This is a genomic window from Paenibacillus sp. FSL E2-0201 (assembly GCF_037963325.1).
Lineage (GTDB): Bacteria > Bacillota > Bacilli > Paenibacillales > Paenibacillaceae > Paenibacillus_AQ.
Genome location: NZ_CP150154.1, coordinates 5,485,038 through 5,505,339 on the forward strand (window position 1 = coordinate 5,485,038; position 20,302 = coordinate 5,505,339).

Genomic DNA, 20,302 nt, shown 5'->3' on the forward strand with positions numbered 1-20,302 from the left:
GTTACACCTCTTGGCCCGGCTGGCCGGAAGGGATTTTGAGAGCAATTGCTCCCAGCGCTTCTTTCTGCGCAGCAATCAGTTCATAAATTCCCTTCTCACCTAGACCTAGCAAAAGATCAAGCTCTTGACGCGTGAACGGTCTTTCTTCGCCAGTGCCCTGAAGTTCAACAAAAGCACCGCCGCCAGTCATAACTACATTCATATCTACTTTAGCTTTGGAATCTTCTTCATAATTCAAATCGAGCAGCGTTTTATCCCCTACAACACCGACACTGATCGCCCCTAAGAAATCTGTTATAGGAAACACAGGCAGCTTGTGCTGAAGTGCAATTTTGTTAATAGCAAACGCCATAGCAACAAAAGCACCTGTAATCGAAGCGGTCCGCGTACCACCATCCGCCTGAATTACATCACAGTCCAGCGTAATACTACGCTCGCCTAACGCTTGCAAATTCACTACGGAACGAAGCGCTCGTCCGATCAGCCGTTGGATCTCCATAGTCCGTCCGGTAAGCTTACCGCGCGCAGCTTCACGCTGATTACGGGATTGAGTTGCCCGAGGAAGCATCGAATATTCAGCGGTTACCCAACCTTTTCCTTGCCCTTTAAGAAATGGAGGCACTTTTTCCTCCACAGTAGCCGTACAAATGACCTTGGTATCTCCCATTTCAATGATCACGGAGCCCTCAGCATATTTATTCGTTTGGGTCGTTATTGTCAGCGGCCGTAATTGGTCGTCGTTTCGCCCGTTTGATCTCATCTTTTCTGCCTCCTACATCGTATAGCTAAAAGTTTAGCGTGAGTCCCATTTCCCCCGTCATAAATACTGAGTAGCACAATGCTTGGGACGTAACGTCTTTTTGAGCAACTTTTATTCTACCAAAGAGGAGGCACAAAAGCATCTTTTAAACCTTAAAGGGTCATTCTATAACGGGATCTCATTCAAATATTCTGGTGCGGAAACAGGTTTACTGTAGTCCACATTATCCGTGTCAGTAATCGATTCCTTGCCATTCAAGCGAATTTGCACCAGAGAATCATCTGAATTTTGCGCAACCGTCAACACAACCGATTCCAGCATCTCAGCGGGTACTCCTTTACCGTCTGTGAACATATCGTCAGTCAAGGACACGGTAACTACGCCGTTCTGCCCAGCATCAACGGAATCAAGGATCGTTCCCTGTGTCATGACCATTTCCAGCCCATTACCGGATTCAGGACCCGCAATCAATTCGTTCAAAGCAGCAGTCAGCTGTTCTTGTCCGGCGGGTACAAAGCGGGTTACAGGAACATAATATTGGATACCGTCAGGGGATGTTGTGGAAAAATAAACAGTAACCGCACTAGAGTTCATCAGAAGTGGACCTTGCTTCGGCAAGTTAATGCCCATTGTACGGGATAATGGACGATCCAGCGGAGTTCCTTGTAGCGGCATCTCTGTGAGCTTTTTACCATCTACCCAGAGTTGTACGCCTTTAATCTCATCTTGACCGGTCAGCGTCCAAGTGATAGCTTCGAGGATTTTACGCTCATCCGCAGGATCATAGTTATTGAACTCTGAATTAAATTCCACAACCGCAAGATTAGATTTGTCTACCGTAACACTTACTTCTGTTCCTGCTGGAAGAACGCCTTGGAATCCTTTAGGCACTGATGAGGCATATTCTCCTTTGCTCACTAGAGCCATTAACGAGTTTTTGAGAGCGGAGGAAGCATCTTTGCTCTTTGGCAAGCTTAGGGATACGGGAGCGAGTAATCCATTACCATCTTCCAAAAATACAGTTGTCCGATCTCCGGAAGCAGTACCTTGAGCGCTTTTGGTGCTGCCTTTAGTTGCTGTCTGTGTATCCTCCTGTGTCACCGGACCAAATACACCTGAATCCAAAGTAGTACCTCCACTAGTCTGCAACATTTGCGCTTCAACCTCTGGTGGCGGAGCATCAATCGATGCCGATTCTGAACCAAACAGCCCACAGCCGGACAGTGCCAGTGGAACTGCGAGTAAGCAGACTGCGGAGATTCCGCGGATTTGTTGCATAGGTTTCATCATTTATTACCCCTTTCAAGGTTAGATATCATTTGTACTGCTATGTATACGAGACCTTTGTCCAAAAAATAACAACAGCTTATCCTAAATTGTTGGAAAAGCCTGTGAACTACTTCTTCATCTCAAGTAGGACCTGGATTTCAGGTCACTGAAACTTCCCTCTCTGGACAAATACTTCCGGTAAACGTACAATCTGAGGTAACAACAGTCCTTAACATCATACTAACGTTTGCTGTAATGAAATGACTTACTAAACAACGAGGTGACTGAACATGGCTGATGAAAAAATCGCAAAAATACCGTACAGTCTGAACAGCAAGGCCGTCGCAGATGCGACCAAATTCTGGCTGAACAAGCGTGGAGTAACTCTGGAGGAAATTGCGGAGCTCGTAATGTTTCTGCAACAGAAATACTATCCGAATTTAACGATGGATGAATGTATCCATAATGTAGAGATGGTGCTTAGCAAGCGAGAAGTGCAGAATGCTGTGCTAACAGGTATTCAATTAGATGTACTGGCAGAAGAGGGCAAGCTGTTCTCCCCCCTTCAGGATATGATCGAGAATGATGAGGGATTGTACGGCGTAGATGAGATTCTTGCCTTCTCTATCGTGAACGTATACGGCAGTATCGGATTTACGAACTATGGCTATGTAGACAAGCTGAAGCCTGGCGTTCTTAAACGGTTAAATGATAAAAGCACGGGACAGATCCACACCTATCTCGACGACATCGTCGGAGCCGTGGCGGCAGCAGCCAGTAGCCGAATCGCACACCGCAAGCAAGCGGAGCGAGAAATTGAGCTTGAACTGCCTCATACACCGGAGGATCGTGAAGAAGCCGCTAGAAAACTTGCAGAATATGATGAAACTCCGGAGTGAGGAGTTTCAGATGCACCAGAAGGTGAGTTTCTAATACATCAAATGTAACTCTGAGGAAAAAGCGATTGTTTCACAAGCCCTGCGGGCTGCTGGGACAATCGCTTTTTTTTTTGATGGGTTCTATGAATTCCTATAATTATTCACTACCAACATTTAGTTACTCAAATACAAAAAGAGCAGTCCTCACAAAGGAAGACTGCTCTTTAACAGCGTTATACATCATCTATTCCACGTCGATCTTGCAACATACTCTAACTGATATGCTCTTCAACACTTTAAGCTCCGGCGAACAAGAAACCGCCGTCTACCTCCAGCATCACCGCCCGCTCCCGGCGCACTAACTCCGCCAAATGCGCTAGGGTCTCACTCATCGCAAAGCGCATCTGGTGAACGGTGGTTACCCGGCTTCGAAACAGAACTTCGCACACCGCAAACGCGCTTAGCGGACCGTTTGCAAGCAGGGCACCCGCTGTATCCAGCCGCTCCTCATGATGAGCGAGCAGGCTGTTCACCCGGTGCGCGAAGCCAGCGAAGGGCTCGCGATGCCCCGGGAATGCCATGCTGACCGGGTAGCTGCCCAGTTCCCGCAGCCCCTGAAGGAACGTCTGCAGCGGCTGGGGATCGCTGCCTGGCAGCAGGCTGACATTGGGCGAGATCTGCGGCAGCACAGCGTCCCCGCAGATCATAAGTCCGCTGTCAGCATGATACAGGCTCACATGCCCCGGTGCATGTCCGCCGGTAATAATGAGCTGCCATTTACGGCCGCCCATCTTGAAGGGCTCCGCCACATTGAAATAAGAAACGACAGGCTGCGGCTCCACCTGGGAATTAAAGCTTTCCAAGTGGGCCTTAATCCCGTTCGACCACTCATCTGTCATCCCATGCCGGATGAAATAAACCGGTAATATCTCATTGATGTCTTTGCTATTGTCTTTCCCAGCATTTTCCTCAGCGCCATTGCCTCGATCATCACCAAAGCCATCGCCCCACATCAATCTAGCCTCCGCATGGGCGCGCTCCGTCATCCACACCTTACAGCCACTCTGCGACTGCAGCCAGCCGGATAATCCATAATGATCGGGATGGTGATGCGTAATGACGATATCCCGTATATCCATCCACGACAAGTCCAGCTCCTGCAAAATCCCGAGCCAGCAATTCTCTGTATCCGGGCTGCGCGGACCCGGATCGATAATAGTCACTCTTCCATCATCGTCCGAAAGAATATAGCTGTTCACTTGACGAAGAGGCGAGTCCATGGGTACCGAGACTTGGAGAATGTTCTTGTCCCATGAAGTAAGCTCTGCCTTAGACATGGAGCGTTCACCACCTTTAAATCTTTTTCCGGAAACCATTTAGGGACGTGTTCCACCAAATATCATCCGCGTGGACCTTTCTGCATCATAAACTTCATCTTCATAGCTGCCATGTACAGCTTCGAGCTGCAAGCCCGCTTTCTCAATCATTTCCTTGAACTCCTCCAGTGAATAAAGCTTCACACGCTCATGATATTGACGAGGCGTAGGGTCATTCTTAGTGGTTAGAATGATGTCCTTCTTCACATAACCATCCTCAATCCGGCGTGACTCATCTATCAAATTCTCTCCGTCCTCACGCGTAGAATGCGGCACCAGATGACGAATCACATGCGCAGGATTCAAAAAATCAATAACGAACTTGCCACCTGGCTTCAGCAGACGATAGATTTCACGCAGAACCTTTACTTGCTCCTCATCTTTTTCAAAATAACCAAAAGAAGTGAACAGATTAACTACGGCATCGAATCCTCCATCTAGTGGTAAATCACGCATGTCGGAACGGATCCAGGTTACTTTCTCCGCCCCGACTTGAGATCGAGCTTCACGCAGCAAGACCTCCGACAAATCCACTCCGGTAACCTCGTACCCTTCCTTCGCAAGTGCCAGAGAATGACGTCCCATCCCACAACATAAATCCAGCACTTTCGATCCTGGAGGCAGTCTCAGCCAGGCGATCATCTGATCTACTTCTTTACGTGCTCCACCGAAATCTCGGTGTTTATACACGATCAGATAATCCTCTCCGAAGCTCTTTTCATACCATTCAGTCATGTTGTCTCTCCTCCTACAGGCGTCATTCTGCAACTCCTCTTATGTATGCTAATGTAACGCCATTGTACAGTCTTTTGCTGACAAACTCAAAGAAGAGTCATCATCGTGACCTCTCGGCCTTTAATGACAACTCTTTTTGTAACTTCTTTACACAAGCTGCTGTAAATAGACCCTTGCTTCATAAGGACGAAGCTTGAAAGAACGAATATCCTGATCTTTTGACTGCGTGTAATTACTGATTAATAGCTCCAGATGATCTGGATTTGAATCGAACCCCGCTGGCCATTCAAATTCAGGCTCTCCATCAAAAAAGTTCAAAATGACCAACAGTCGCTGATTCTCTAAAGTTCGGGTATACGCATAAATCTCAGTGTGCTCTGCTAGCAGTAGATCATACGATCCGTATACGATCACCTTGTATTTTTTTCTTAACGCTATCAGTTGTTTATAGTAGTTGTAGATAGAATCCGGATCTTTTACCGCATTGCCAGCATTGATCTCCATATGGTTGGAATTTACTTCAATCCAGGGCGTCCCTGTTGTAAAACCGCCTGCATGTCCATCGTCCCATTGCATAGGGGTACGGGCATTGTCACGGCTTTTATGATGAATCGCAGACATAATCTGCTCTTCTGGAACACCATTTTTTCGCTTCTCTTCATAATAATTAAGGGTCTCCACATCCCGGTATTCATCAATGGAATCGAAACAGACATTCGTCATGCCGATTTCCTCTCCTTGATAAATATAAGGTGTGCCCTCCAACATATGAATAAAGGTCGCCAGCATTTTGGCCGAAGGAATCCGGTAAAAGAGATCGTTCCCAAACCGGGATACCGAGCGCGGCTGATCATGGTTACATAAATAATTCGCATTCCAGCCTCTGTCATGCAGAACCGTCTGCCAGTTGCTCATGATCTTTTTCAGCTCTAGTAGATTCCAAGGGACCACATCCCATTTTCCACTACCCGGCGAAGCGGCATCCAGAAACATATGCTCAAACTGAAAAGTCATATTCAGCTCCCTACGTCCGTCACCTACATAATCCAGCGCCTGCTCTGGTCCGAGTCCTGAAGTCTCTCCTACCGTCATAATATCGTAGAAATATAGCACCTTATCGTATAGATTTTGCAGCAAGGTGTGTACATCCTCCAGATTGGAGAACATACCATAAGCCCTTACAGTAGGTGTCCCGTTCGGGTTGTCTGCATCTGGATAGCCTTTCGTCTTCACGATATGTGCAATCGCATCAAAGCGAAATCCATCCACGCCCTTCTTCAGCCACCACTCCACCATCTCATGCAGCTTATCAATGACCACCGGATTCTCCCAGTTCAGATCGGGCTGGTATTTAGAGTAGAGGTGAAGATAATATTCATCCGTATGCGGATCAAGCTCCCAGACCGAGCCGCTGAAATAAGACTCCCAGTTGTTCGGAGGACCGCCATTTTTACCTTTTCGCCATATATAATAATCCCGTTTAGGATTGTCCTTCGACGACCTGGATTCTACAAACCAAGGATGCTCATGTGACGTGTGGTTCAGCACCAAATCCATCATCAGCTTCATTCCACGTGCGTGCAGTTCCCTGAGAAGCCGGTCAAAATCATCCATCGTGCCGAATTCCTTCATAATGTCACAATAATCACTGATATCATACCCGTTATCATGGTTAGGTGATTTATAAATAGGGCAGACCCAAATCACATCTACACCTAGGTCCTGTAAATAATCCAGTCTGGATATAATCCCTTGTAAGTCTCCGATTCCATCTCCGTTACTGTCCATGAAGCTGATCGGATAAATCTGATACACGACGCTTTCTTTCCACCATTTGGGGTTCATAACTCGGTTACCTCCTATTTAGCTATATGTAGAGTTTAACCACACAGAGCCTAGTAGATAACAAATTCCCCCTACTTGGTTAGTCCTTTTTGATATTGCGAGGGCGTAAGTCCAGTCCATTTTTTAAAAGTAGCACTGAAGTGGCGCTCTTCACCGTACCCCACCAATTTGGCAACTGCGTACATCTTAAGATTTTGGCGGAGCAGCTTTTTCGCTTCTTCTACCCGGTATTGATGCAAGTAATCGAGAAAATTCACACCAAGCTCCTGGCGGAATAGTGAACTTAAATAAGTATTAGAAACATAGGCTTCCTTCGCGACATACTCTAGTGTCAGATTGGTATTATATTTATTACGAATGATCTCCATTGCAGTGACTACTGTGCGATGCAGCGGTCGATGGTTGGAAAAAGCCTCTACCACATTCTGCATAACCTTATTCAGAATCGTAGACAACTCTTCGAGTGTTTCTATCTGTGGTGCCTGCTCCATCCAATTGACCAAATGCTGCTTCCATTCGAAGCCAGCGACTTGTTTCTCTTGCGCGAGTCTCTTTAATCGAACTACAAAAGCCGTGGCTCGAATATTCACCTCTTGCTTAAGACATCCCGGATTGCTGCGAAAACGATCGAGCCATTTCTCCAGCAGATCAAGTGCGAGCTCATTGCTCCCAGCACCCACCGCCACAAGCATTTCATCCTCCAGCACATTTAATTCAGAATCATCTAAAATCCCGATTTCCTGCGGAGTGCCACCTATTACTCCCGTTCCTTCTGTATAGTAATAGACACCGCCTTTTCCGTTCAAAAATCGCGATTCCATCGCCTGAAGTGCTTCTTTATACGACAGATGAGCTTCAGAAATATCCGAACGACAGGAGCCAACGGCAATACTGATTGATAATTTGAGGTATTTCTCCAGATTACACTGCAGCTTCTCAATTTGCTCTTTCAACTGGAGGGGCGCTCGGTAAAGCTTGCGAGAATCCGTTCCGGCTAAGCCGCTGCCGATCCAGAGCAAATTATTGCCGTCATGAAAAGTTTCTATCTTTCCTCGATAGATGGGTGACAATGTCTCACTGATAATGTTTAATGCTGCGTAACGCAAAAGTACAAAATCCTGCCCTGTGCCTGTAGCGGAAGGCGGGTCAAAATCAAAGCTGACGAGACCAATCTGCGGCCCTTCAAAGCCAATCGCCATCGATAACTCTCCGATCAGCTCCTGTCGCCGTTCTAGCGGAACCGGTGGATGATAAATCCATTGGGAAAGGACCTGGCTTTTGACAAGCGGTGCATTTTTATGCCAGGAACGGTCTCGTTTAAGCTGCTCATCCTCTTGATTGCGTTGTCTTTCAATGAGTTCCTTGGCCTTCAGTACCGTCTTCAAAATTTCCTCAGGGCGGCAGGGCTTCAGCACATAATCAACAACGCCTAGGGAGATCGCTTGCTTCGCATAAGAAAACTCATTATAGCCGGATAAAATAATCGACCGGAAGCCGTACCCTCTGCGCCGCGCGACTTCAATCAGCTCCAGACCATCCATTTGCGGCATACGGATATCCGTTAACAAAAGATCGGGCTGTTCTTTCTCCATCAAAGCCAGCGCTTCACTTCCGTTCCCCGCCTCACCCATTACCTCAATCTGATGAGACTTCCAATCAATCATATTTACGATGCCCTCACGAATCGTATCTTCGTCTTCGGCAATCAGCAGCTTCATCATTTATGGACCCTCCACCGTGATATGAATAATAATACGTGTGCCAGCCCCTTCTACACTCTCCAGTTGCAAAGAGGCTCCCGCAAAAAATAAGGACAGTCGTTCCTGCACATTCATGAGCGCAAATCCTGTACGTCCAACATTCTCTTCTTCAGCTAAAGAGTTTCCCCTCGCTAAACGTTGATGTAGCTCTAAAAGTCTATCTGCTGTGATCCCCACACCATTATCCTGCACTTCAAGCACAATAGTTTTCTCTATACGATAAGCACGAACCGATATCAGTCCACTGCCAGACAACGGCTCAATCCCGTGAATCACTGCGTTCTCGGCTAGTGGCTGCAGCAGCAGCTTTGGTACAGTAAAATCCTTGATACTCTCATCCAGAGAAATTTCGAATTCAAAACGCTCCTTAAAGCGATTTTTCTGCAGGAACAAGTAATTGGTCACCAGCTCCACTTCCTGCTCCAAGGTAAACGTATCGCGTCCATCATTTAAGCTCAGCCGAAACACTTGAGAGAGAGAATACACCATATCGGCAATTTCTTTATCTCCCTTTTTCTCGGCTTCCCAACAAATTGTATTTAACGTGTTATATAAAAAGTGCGGCCTAATTTGAGCTTGAAGCGTTTTCAATTCTGCTTCCTGTTGCTTCATTCTTGAGGCGTATACATCATTGATGAGCGATTTGATCCGCTGCACCATTAGATTATAACCATGCCCGAGTAAGCCGATCTCGTCATTTCCTTCAAAAAATACCCGCTGCGTAAAATCACCTGTCTGCAGTCTGCGCATCGAACGGGAAAGCTTCTTCAGCGGTTTCGTAATAGCGGCAGCTGCCAGCCAAGTAACCATTAGGCTAACTACTAAACACAGAACAGCGATCGTCATTGTGACCTGTAAAATCTGACCAAGCTCTTTAACAAGCTGCCGCTTGGAATGAGCCACCACCACATACCAGCCCGTCGTCTCCGACTGAAGATGCGACACAATCCACTGCTTATGATCCGCTGTAGATTCCAGCCTTTTCTTCACAGTCAGATTAGGATCGCTGTCTGCAAAATACGGAAGTTCCAGATCTCTTTTGCCAATCCAGCTCGGGTTCGAAGCCGTAATAATCAGCCCGTTCCGATCAATCACGAACATATCCACATCATCTTCAGCATTGTCGAGATATTGACTCCCAATCTTCCCTGCATCTACACCGATCACAGCGAGTCCTGCCGGCTTTAAGGTGTAAATATTCTTGATGATTCTGGAAAGGACAATCTTATGATAATGATCGCCTACAAAAATACCGTCCGTGGGTCTGGAGAGACCAAAGGTTGGGCTCCCTGCTGCTTTAATAGCTTCCTGATAATACGAGGTTTTGATAAAATCCGAGTACTTCATACCTGTCGTCAATCCTGCCTGATTCGCAGCAAAAGGCTCTGCTCCATTGTTATCTTCTAAAGAGTATAGAATCAGAGATTGAATAGAATTGCCTGCAACCATAAGATTGGTAACGGTCTTAAATACAGAATTACGTTCCTTTTGCGCTTCAGACGATGCTAAAAGCCGCTGCACACTTTCATCCAGAAAGAGTGTATTCGAAAAAGATATCATGCCTCGCACCATTTCATCGATCTGCTCTGCTGTTTTTTTGGTAAGATGATCCTGTGACTGCTTCATTTTCTCCACAACCTGCTGCGAAGAGATCTGATAAGAGTTCCAACCCATAGCAAATATGGTCACCAGAAGCAGAGGAACGAACCATAACAACAGCTTAAATTGGAGCGGAAGATGGCGATAACGGCTGAGTAAGCGAAAATTCCGATTCATGAGAACCACCTTCATTTATATTAGAAAGATGTGTAAACCAAGTATAACTGAAATCATTCAGCCCTGAACCGGCTTTTTACATTCGCTAAAAAATGCCTACATTATTCTTAAATATGGACCATGTTTCTATTAGCTAGAAACTCTTAAGATGAGGATGCAAGCAAAAACGCCTTCGACGTCTCTTATAGACGGTCAGCGTTTATGCGAGAAATATAAGGATAATGTATAGCGTGAAACTTATACATTCTTATATTTCAAGAAGAAACGACGTTGTCGGCTTCCTCGATAGATAACAATCGTTTCTTCAAAATACATCATTCTAAAAAGGTGGGTTTTTGATGAGAAATAAAGGAATCAAGCTAATGCTTATGAGTCTAATGCTTCCAGCTCTGCTTGCAGGCTGCGGTGGCGGAAATAACAATGCGAAAGCTACAAACGCTCCTGCGAATGACAAAGCCGAAGCTACTGCCGAGGCAACAGCGAACGTAGCGGAAAACGCACCAGCCGAAAAAATTACACTGAAGTTCTTTACCGCACTTGCGGATCGGGCAAACGGTTCAGGCAAGGTGGAGCAAGACATTATCGACGCTTATATGAAAGAGCACCCTAACGTCAAGATAGAAGTGGAAGCGCTTCAAGATGAGCCTTATAAATCAAAAATTAAAGTATATGCTTCCAGCAATCAGATGCCTGATATCATTCAAGCTTGGGGTCAGCCTTCTTTCCTGAGTCCACTACTCGATAATGACTTGCTGCTTGAGCTGAACAGCGCTGACTTCGAAGGCGATCAATTTGTTTCCGGTTCCATGGACGGCTTCAGCAAAGATGGCAAGCTGTATGGATTGCCACGCAGTGCCGACTATATGGTCATGTTCTATAACAAAAAAATCTTTGCTGACAACGGCATCGAGGTTCCAAAGACTACTGCTGACCTGCTGGCAGCTGTCAAAACATTGCGTGCCAACAAAATTAACCCGATTGCTATGAATGGTATGGATGCATGGACGCTGCCAATCTGGTATGAGTTCGTTGCTCAACGTCAAAATGGTGATTTCAATAAGATGGATGAAGCTGTTGCACGTAAAATATCCTTTAATGATCCTAGCCTTGTTGCAGCTGCAACGGAAATGCAAGATTTCGCAAATGCTAAAGGCTTTGCCGATGGCTGGTTAACCGCTGATTATGGCGCAGCACGTAACTTGTTCGGACAAGGACAAGCCGCTATGTTCTTTATGGGCGCTTGGGATTCCGGCCTAGCTACAGATATGAACTTCTCTGAAGAATTCCGTAATAATGTAGGCGCATTCGCTTTCCCTGGTTCAGATAAAGGTAAATCAACGGATGATGCTGCTTGGTACGGTGGTGGGTATGCAGTAAGTAAGAACTCCAAGCATCCTGATGCTGCTGTTGATTTCTTGAAATATTTCTTCGCGCCTGAGAACTGGTCCAAGATGTTATGGCAAGCTGGCGCGGGTACACCTGCGCAAAAATTCGATGAATTCTTAACGGGTAATGAAACTCAACTCCAAAAAGAACTAGTAGATGTCTTCAGCTCAATGACCTCTTCCAGCGGAACTCCGCTGCAGGATATTGGTAACGACGAGTTCAAGCAAAAGGTAATGGAGGCTCACCAAAGCCTGCTCTCCGGCGCTATGAATACAGCGGAATTCGCCAAAGCGCTTGACGCTGCGTCCGATAAATTGGCTGGTAAATAAACACTAATACTACTAGGTATATGAATGACGGCGCTTCTGATTTAACATCATAAATAGTGGCGTACAACCCCCGACTTCCCCCAGAGGTCGGGGGTTTGTTGTTCGGGCATAAGCGCCTTCGACGTCAGAGAAAATTATCATTCCATAATTTAAAAAATGTGTACAATCATCTGAAATATACGGCATGTTCCAGGGTCTGGCTTCCCGTTACGATGGTAGTAGATAGATTACTCTTTCAAAGGACGGAGATTTCCATGCACAGAGTGTTAAGCGACAAAAAAGCGATATTCCTACTCATCGCACCCGGGCTATTCCTGTTTGCTTTTATGATTTGCATCCCTATCTTCATGAGCGCTTATTACGGCTCTACAGACTGGGGCGGAATCGGGAAGTACAATTTTATCGGCTTTGATAACTATCGTGAAATCCTATTTCATGACAAAGTATTCTGGACTTCGCTGGGCAATGCCCTGTTACTGACTGCTGCCACTGTATTCTTACAGCATCCCTTTGCTATTCTCATAGGGATTTTCCTGACCAATTCCGGCAAATACGAAAAAATATTCCGGACGATCTTCTTTATCCCAGCCGTAATTTCTGTTGTGGTTACAGCCAAGCTGTGGAGCGGGATTTTTCATCCCAATTACGGATTGCTCAACAAGTTGCTAAGCGGCGTTGGACTGGATTCACTCACACATGATTGGCTTGGAGATCCGAAGACAGCGATCTGGTGCATCATCATTGTTGTTATGTGGCAAGGCTTTGGATACGCACTGCTGCTTTATTATTCAGGTCTGCAAGGCATTCCAAGTGACTTAAGCGAGGCCGCAAAGATCGATGGTGCGAACAACTACACCCTCTACACGCGCATCATCATTCCGCTTCTGTCGCCTATGATGCGAGTTGCCATTATCATCGCGGTTACAACCTGTCTTAAGCAAATGGAAACCGTGTTCTTAATGACTAACGGCGGCCCGGCGAACAGCACGCAATTCTTAGGGAACTACCTTTACAAAACCGCCTTCTCATCGTCGCTATACGGCTACGGTAATGCCATATCCATCCTATTCATTGTGTTCTGCCTTGTACTGACCGTAATACTCAACAAGGTTCTGAAGAAAGATATCGGAGAGTTTTAGAATCCCTGTAACCGGAGGAAATCATATGAATAATTCATTAGCACCTGCCGCTTCGCCCCCCAATCTGAAGCTTCATAAACAGAAGCGCAGTAAACCTACAACTGGCAAAATCCTAATGATGGTGTTTCTTTGTCTCATCGCTTTGATTCAGTTATTTCCGCTCATCTGGCTGATCGATTACTCCCTGCTAAAGAGTGGTGATTTCTTCGGAAGCTCTTTTCTGAAATGGCCATCGCCACCGCAATGGGAGAATTATAGAAACGCTTTTACCTATGGGCGTGTACCACGCTATTTTGCCAACAGTCTTATCATTACAGTAATTACCGTTGCGCTGTCCGCACTAGTGTCACTGATGATGGGATATGCGTTCACACGCATGAAATGGAAGCTGAGTGGTATTGTGTTGTCACTCATCATGATGGGCATGATCATTCCTATTCATGCGACATTGCTGCCGAACTTTATCCTGTTTAACAAGCTCGGAATGCTGAACAATATGTACACGCTGATTCTGCCTTATTCGGCTATTGTCATTCCAATGAGCGTGCTCATTATGACCGGTTTTCTTGAGACCATCCCTCGCGCGATTGAAGAATCGGCGGTTATCGATGGCTGTGGCATTTACGGTGTGATCTTCCGCATCATCCTGCCAATTACGAAACCCGCACTCGCTACCATCTGTGTACTCAATTTCATCAGCACCTGGAATGAATTCATTATGGCGAACACCTTCCTCACCTCAGAGGATCTCAAAACCATTCCGTTCTCCATTATGAAATTCGCCGGAGAATATTCGTCCAACTATGGTGCTCAGTTCGCGGTTATGACGATCATTGCGATCCCGACCATCCTGATCTATCTGCTCTTCACAGAACAGATGACCAAGGGAATTACCGCCGGAGCGGTTAAGGGATAACACAAAAAACACGGAGAACTCTAGCTTCTCTTCTTTCTCCAACATTTTATTGACATTAACTTTCAACTCGTATATGATCTCCTTAGGCAAAATCACAACGAATTAAATCAAAAATTTAATATATCCCGTAAAGGGGAGTAGCTGTTAAATAAAGTCGTCAATACGAGAATATGAGGATATTCTCCGGCTTTATTGGCAATTCAACATTGTTAGCGAGACCTTTACCAATCAGGTTAGACCTTTATTCCAAAGGCTAATCTGTTTGGTAAAGGTCTTTTTTATATAAAATTGGTTAAAATGGTAAGGTAAGTATCTTTTAGTAGATATTTGCATAAGAAAAGGGAGGACAACAGTAATGGATTGGGGATTATTATTAGAGTACGGCTGGGTATTACTAGTTCTTGTAGCACTTGAAGGACTACTAGCCGCAGATAACGCACTGGTATTGGCAATTATGGTTAAACACCTTCCTGATGAGGAAAGAAAAAAAGCACTATTCTACGGATTAGCCGGAGCCTTCGTGTTCCGCTTCGGTTCACTATTTGTCATCTCTTACCTGGTTGATATTTGGCAAGTACAAGCCATCGGCGCACTTTATTTACTGTTTATCGCGGGGAACCATATCTTCCGAAAACTATTAATCAAGAAACCAGTTACGGATGAGGCAGCTGAAAGCGGTACGGACGGCGCAGTCAACAAAAAGAAATCCAGCTTTTGGTTTACTGTCTTTAAAGTAGAAGTTGCTGACATCGCCTTCGCGGTGGATTCCATCCTAGCCGCAGTTGCACTTGCGGTTGCACTTCCTGCAAGTGGTCTTCCAAAAATCGGAGGCCTTGACGGCGGACAATTCCTCGTCATCTTTGCCGGCGGATTTATCGGATTGGTTATTATGCGTTTTGCAGCTTCCTTCTTCGTTAAGCTGCTTCACACCCGTCCAGGTCTTGAAATTGCAGCCTTCTTCATCGTAGGCTGGGTCGGCGTTAAGCTCGCAGTCATTACCTTGGCACACCCTTCACTTGGTGTTCTTTCCGAGGATTTCGCGCATAGTACCATTTGGAAGGTTACCTTCTATGTTGTACTCGTGCTCATCGCTGCAATCGGTTGGTTTATGAGCAGCAAGGTAGAAGAGAATGTTGGAGAGAGTCCAGTTAAAGAAGTAGATAAACAGCTCCATTAATTGTATTTGTATTGTAAAAAAAAATATAACCCGAAAGACATACCCTGAACTGTAAAGGTGTTTGTCTTTCGGGTTATTTTCTTTTTTTCTTATTGACCTATAATCTGATCGGTCTTTCCTTGCAGCTCCACCAGCTTCATAATCACCGTAGCCGCCAGCGCTTTCGATACCGTCTGTTGCGGATTAAACTTGCCGTTGTCATCCTTTAAGATTCCCAATTTCACAACAAGAGCCACTGCACCCTTTTTGTTAATAGATGAACTATCGCTAAATTGACTTACAGTCACATCTTTATCAAGATAGGTTGTGAGTTTGTTGTATTTCAAAAAATTAGCCAGCAGAACAGCAAGCTGTTCCCGGGTTAATTTACTATCAATTTGGAGGCTTTCATCCTTATTGATCCACTTACGATCTGCCGCATAAGTAACAGCATCATAATATGAATTTTCAGGCTTCACGCCAGCCACAGTTTTTCGTTCATTATTATTATAATAATTGCTGAAATTCGGATTAGAAGCCTTAACAAGATAGGTTATCCAATCACCAACAGTTATTTCTTGATCCGGGTTCACTTTACCATCGGCATCCGGAGTAAGCACATGATACTTTACTAATTCTGACAATGGCTGTTCTGCTGCGTGGCCTTTGATATCCGTCGCAGATATTTGAGTATCTTGCTGACCGAGATAATCATAAACCGCAGTCCATTTTCCAGTGGCTGCATCTAAAACCTGATACAATCCGTTAGATTCATCAAAGGTTGTATCATATACCAGCTTCACCTTTGGCGCGACATAACTGCTATAAGTATTGTATCCGCCAACCTGAGTGTATCTTAGCTTAGTCTGATATTTGGGTTTATAACTTTCGAGTGCTTCCTTCTTGGATATTTTAGCATCTGGCGATAATGTGATCTCATCGATACCGCTTATCCGATTCCCCATGTAAGAAATCAGTCTGCCGTAAAGATCCAAGCTTACCGTAATATTGCTGTCACTCACAGGAATCCCTTGATGATATCTAATAAACTGGTATCTGAATGCAGATCCGTCTGAAGTCACGCTTGAATTAGCTCCATATTCAACAAGCTTTAGCTTCTCGCTCGCCTGAGGATATAGGCTATTAATTATACTAAGCGCTTTAGACTTAGCTTCAGCCTCACTAAGCTTCTTCCCTCCAACAGGAGCCGGCTCTTCTTTTTTATCCTGAGTAACACCATAGGTTTGAACTTGGTACTGCAATATTTCACCGGTCTTTGCATCTATTTCAGCAGAGGATTGTTCTGGAAAACCAGCACCAATGAAACGTTCATTTCCATTACCACCCCAGTATAACTGCCAGATCTTCCGATTCGTATCCTGATAGTCATTTCTCAAGCTTTGAGAAATCAATTTACGATCTGCTGGAATGTAAGCTACCTTCTTTACAAGCTGTTCCGCTTCTTTTGCAGAAAGCTCTGTAGTAGAGCTTCTTGCTTGAAAGACATCCTTACTCTTGGCTATATCTGAATACACGACTGGAGTGGATACGGATTCTTTTCCTTCATAATCTATTCTCTTGCCGGTCAATGCATCGATAGGATATAGAGATTGATCCACCGGACGCCAGCCTAGAATCCAGTTGTTGGGTTTTCCGTTCTTATAAATAGGAATGTAAAAAAGACCTACATCAAGCTGATCCGCAAATTGCTTCTGTGCTTGCTCCAAGGTAATCTTAGGCTGTGCAGACGGATACTCAAGCCCTTGAGAAGACTTAGAGAATTGAATTACATCTCCGTTCCCATCCACAGCTATGTTAATGCTATCCGATCCAGAGGGAAGACCATTCTTCATGATATTGAAGAAATAGCCATATTGAACAGGACCGAATAAAGCGCTCGAAAAATAATTATAACCAACATTCTCATTTAATTGCAGATCACTGCTCTTAACCGATGAAGCTGCCTTAGCCACAAAAGCCTTGGCGATCTCCAGTGCCTGCGTCTGCGATATTTTCGGTGGATAATAGGATTCGTTATTCTCACGTGGATATGAAATATACGTACTGATGATATCTCCATTAATCGCATCTATCTCGCTGCTAAAGCCATATCCCATATTCCCTTCTTGCATTTGCCACTGAATATTCCAGATCATTTGATTTGCTGGAGCGGGGTAGCTTTGGTTAGATCCCAGTTGAACATTGTTTACCGTTGCATTTTTTAGGGATGGGAATAATTCTCTTAGCTTTGCAATCGCTTGCTCCTGCGTGAATTTCACTTTTGTAATATCTGCCTCGGACGTCGTTGTAGTAGTCGGGGCTTGTGCGCTAACCTGGGTTACCACAGTGTTGCTGCTAACAGATGTAGAATCGGCAGCAGCCAAGCTTGGTGGTAACAATAATGCGATTGCCACTGAAGTAATCAATACCGTTTTAGCTGTCTGATGAACAAAGTGCGTGTTATTGCTTTTCAAAAGAATTCATCCTCCTCTAACACGTGATTCATAACATTATACAGATAATTTCTTATATTTTCCATATTTAATTAACGACAGGAAATTACAACATTTATGTAATGTATGCTATATAAGCTATAATGGTAGGCAGCTACAGCTTCAACTCATCTATGAAAGGGGGCCACCCACATCACTGACTGGAACCTTCAGCCGCTTATAGACGGTATTACTGGCCTAGATATTCGCAGTTGTCTAATCGTTCAACATGGAAAACCCATACTGGAGCATTATCGCGAGCCTAAAATTGCAGTAGAGCTTGGCAAAATTAACTCATGCACCAAAAGTGTGCTCGCCGCTCTAGTCAGCATAGCCATAGATAAACAAATCGTTCCACCACCGGATACCCCTATTTCACTCTTTTTCCCTTTATTAAAAGAGGATCAGGACCCCCGAAAAAGAGAGATCACGATCGGTCACTTATTAACAATGACAGCTGGCTTTAACTGGACGGAGTTTGGGGGGCAGAATTCTTTTCCGACCATGACCAAAACCGCAGACTGGATAAAGTTTGTGCTCGCGCAGCCGCTTGCGCATACGCCTGGAACCGTGATGACTTATAACTCCGGATGCTCTCAGCTCTTATCCTCGATTCTGCGGGATTGTTCTGGACAAGACGTGGCTGCCTTTGCCGAAGATCAGCTGTTTCAGCCGCTTGGCATCGAAAGCTATCGCTGGGATAGTGATCCGCAAGGCATACATACTGGTGGTTTTGGCCTTTATCTGAAGCCAGAGGATATGCAGAAATTCGGTCTCCTTTATTTGCAAGAGGGGCGCTGGAAGGCTCAGCAGCTTATTCTTTCAGACACGGTTCAGAAGTCCACTCACCCATATGTTGAAGCCACACTTCCACAGAAGGGCTTCTACGGCTGGCACTGGTGGGTATCCTCATTCAATGCAGGCACAGAGCAGCAGCCGAATGAGATCCCTTATTATTTTGCGCTTGGTTTCATGGGTCAGCACATTATTGTGGTTCCAGCCTACGAGCTGGTTGCAGTCATCACTGCGGATAAATATAAGAAACGCTCACCTGCAAATGTCTTCGGCCGATTTATTGTACCTGCTCTTCTTGGGCGATAGGGACAGGGGATTATATGCAGCTTTATGTGTGGATACCACCTATAGAGCTGCAGCAGCCCTAGACGGATAAAGTCTTAGGCTGTCTCTGTTTTCTTTGAACTAATTTCGTTCTTAACTAAATAGATTATATTTCATGGATATAAAACAAAAAGGAAGCCGATCACATGGACCGGCTTCCTTCTTCTTATGATTCAGCTGCGATGTAAAGCTGCTCAAGTCGTTACTTTGGCATATACACCAAAGAACAACATCATCTCTCCGATGATCAGGTAATTAGGTATAAGGAAGAGCAAATCTACTGCGAAAAACACTCCAAGTAAACCTAATAATAACACTAAATGGAACATCCCTAATCTTTGCTGTGAACGTCTATATTTATGGAAGACCAACGAAGTAGAGAAGAAGTAGAGCAACACCGACCCAAAAATAAAAAACACCATAAATATATAATCCAGTTGTTCCAGAAATAACAGTTGGATCGAAGCAGCAATCATACTCAAGGAGATATAAATAAACAAATGTCCATAAATTATGGTCTGCCCGGCAGTCTCTATACTCTTGTCCACTTTCTTCTCAACATTATCAAAATATTGCCACCACATCGCAATAATTAATAAGAAAGTTAATAATGCAAATAAAATAGATTGCCAGGTCCAGTGGCTGGACTGCAGCACTGCAAGTATACTGACCACTGATTCACCAAGCAGAATGAGCGTGAACAATGAGAAGCGCTCTAATAAATGATGAGTGTTTATAGGGCTTTTCACCAAGTATTTCCGCCCGATTAAGGGGAGCAAGATGTCTACAGTAATTCCTGCATACAGCACTGCATAACGAACCCAAGAATCGAAGAAAAGTGATAAAGAAGAGATTACTATACCAATCCAAAATCGACTTCCCAAATACCAGGCAGTGCTCTTTCTATCGTCCTCTTCATTTTTATGTACCGTAAGATATTGAATGGCTGTCATGGCTCTTAAACCAACATAACCTACTAAGAATGGTACATAATGTTGATCAAAATCAACCGATAAGCTAGCTGTCATGATTAATACAAAGAATAATTGTAGAATCAGAAATATTCGGTGTGAAAAAATGTCTTGTCCAAACCTGTTAACAAAAACCGATTGCCCCACCCAAGCCCACCAGATCGGAACAAAGATTAAGATAAACTTGGATAAGTATTCAAGTGGAATTGTACCCGTCTCTACATGCAATAAGACATGACTCGCTTTTGAAACTGCAGCTACAAACAGTAGATCATAAAACAGTTCCAGCCAGGTCACTTTCTTCTCAGCCATTGATGTTGATCTGTGTTCAGTTCCCGATGTGCTATTATTCATCGTTTTGCTCCCTTGGTTTGGATGTGTTGGATCCCTGACAC

At 44.8% G+C, this 20,302-nt stretch carries 15 protein-coding genes; 6 read left to right on the forward strand and 9 right to left on the reverse strand.

The genetic code is table 11. The features are described from left to right. Position 1: 1 nt before the first annotated feature. Both rph and NSU15_RS24715 read right to left on the reverse strand, forming a co-directional pair. Entirely contained in the window at positions 2–760 is a 759-nt protein-coding gene (gene rph, locus NSU15_RS24710; protein ID WP_042130710.1) for a ribonuclease PH, read from the reverse strand. A 165-nt stretch (positions 761–925) separates the two neighbouring features. Then, positions 926–2,047: a GerMN domain-containing protein gene (locus NSU15_RS24715; RefSeq protein WP_339291453.1), complete on the reverse strand. Its 1,122-nt coding sequence runs from the start codon at positions 2,045–2,047 to the stop codon at positions 926–928. A gap of 272 nt (positions 2,048–2,319) precedes the next feature. On the opposite strand from NSU15_RS24715, the gene NSU15_RS24720 reads away from it, so the two are divergent. After that, positions 2,320–2,928, forward strand: a complete 609-nt coding sequence (locus NSU15_RS24720; RefSeq protein WP_042130715.1) for a phosphatidylglycerophosphatase A — start codon at positions 2,320–2,322, stop codon at positions 2,926–2,928. 275 nt (positions 2,929–3,203) lie between these two features. Here NSU15_RS24720 and NSU15_RS24725 read toward each other — a convergent pair whose 3' ends face one another. From NSU15_RS24725 to NSU15_RS24745, 5 genes are all read right to left on the reverse strand, one after another. Continuing rightward, positions 3,204–4,244, reverse strand: a complete 1,041-nt coding sequence (locus tag NSU15_RS24725) for an MBL fold metallo-hydrolase (protein WP_339287890.1) — start codon at positions 4,242–4,244, stop codon at positions 3,204–3,206. 39 nt (positions 4,245–4,283) lie between these two features. Beyond that, positions 4,284–5,018: a class I SAM-dependent methyltransferase gene (locus NSU15_RS24730; protein WP_076286049.1), complete on the reverse strand. Its 735-nt coding sequence runs from the start codon at positions 5,016–5,018 to the stop codon at positions 4,284–4,286. Positions 5,019–5,165: 147 nt separating this feature from the next. After that, a complete protein-coding gene (locus NSU15_RS24735; protein WP_042130716.1) occupies positions 5,166–6,863 on the reverse strand; it encodes an alpha-glucosidase in 1,698 nt (565 codons plus the stop codon). A gap of 71 nt (positions 6,864–6,934) precedes the next feature. After that, positions 6,935–8,584 (reverse strand): response regulator, encoded by a 1,650-nt coding sequence (locus NSU15_RS24740; RefSeq protein WP_339287891.1) that lies wholly within the window; start codon positions 8,582–8,584, stop codon positions 6,935–6,937. Then, a complete protein-coding gene (locus NSU15_RS24745) occupies positions 8,585–10,399 on the reverse strand; it encodes a sensor histidine kinase (protein ID WP_076120788.1) in 1,815 nt (604 codons plus the stop codon). A 338-nt stretch (positions 10,400–10,737) separates the two neighbouring features. Between NSU15_RS24745 and NSU15_RS24750 the strand changes: the two genes are divergently transcribed. From NSU15_RS24750 to NSU15_RS24765, 4 genes are all read left to right on the forward strand, one after another. Continuing rightward, positions 10,738–12,114: an extracellular solute-binding protein gene (locus NSU15_RS24750; protein ID WP_339287893.1), complete on the forward strand. Its 1,377-nt coding sequence runs from the start codon at positions 10,738–10,740 to the stop codon at positions 12,112–12,114. Between the two features lie 254 nt (positions 12,115–12,368). Next, the gene (locus NSU15_RS24755) at positions 12,369–13,253 is read left to right on the forward strand and encodes a sugar ABC transporter permease (RefSeq protein WP_042130723.1); all 885 of its coding nucleotides are present in this window, start codon (positions 12,369–12,371) and stop codon (positions 13,251–13,253) included. A gap of 25 nt (positions 13,254–13,278) precedes the next feature. Continuing rightward, the gene (locus NSU15_RS24760; RefSeq protein WP_081954172.1) at positions 13,279–14,169 is read left to right on the forward strand and encodes a carbohydrate ABC transporter permease; all 891 of its coding nucleotides are present in this window, start codon (positions 13,279–13,281) and stop codon (positions 14,167–14,169) included. Between the two features lie 355 nt (positions 14,170–14,524). Continuing rightward, positions 14,525–15,346, forward strand: coding sequence for a TerC family protein (locus tag NSU15_RS24765; protein WP_339287894.1), 822 nt, complete (start codon positions 14,525–14,527; stop codon positions 15,344–15,346). A gap of 89 nt (positions 15,347–15,435) precedes the next feature. On the opposite strand, the gene NSU15_RS24770 is transcribed toward NSU15_RS24765, so the two are convergent. Continuing rightward, positions 15,436–17,799 (reverse strand): YcdB/YcdC domain-containing protein, encoded by a 2,364-nt coding sequence (locus NSU15_RS24770; RefSeq protein ID WP_339287895.1) that lies wholly within the window; start codon positions 17,797–17,799, stop codon positions 15,436–15,438. A 237-nt stretch (positions 17,800–18,036) separates the two neighbouring features. On the opposite strand from NSU15_RS24770, the gene NSU15_RS24775 reads away from it, so the two are divergent. Then, positions 18,037–18,918: a serine hydrolase gene (locus NSU15_RS24775; RefSeq protein WP_339291455.1), complete on the forward strand. Its 882-nt coding sequence runs from the start codon at positions 18,037–18,039 to the stop codon at positions 18,916–18,918. Positions 18,919–19,130: 212 nt separating this feature from the next. Here the strand turns inward: NSU15_RS24775 and NSU15_RS24780 are convergent, their stop codons facing one another. After that, positions 19,131–20,219: a low temperature requirement protein A gene (locus NSU15_RS24780; RefSeq protein ID WP_042132430.1), complete on the reverse strand. Its 1,089-nt coding sequence runs from the start codon at positions 20,217–20,219 to the stop codon at positions 19,131–19,133. Positions 20,220–20,302: the final 83 nt, after the last annotated feature.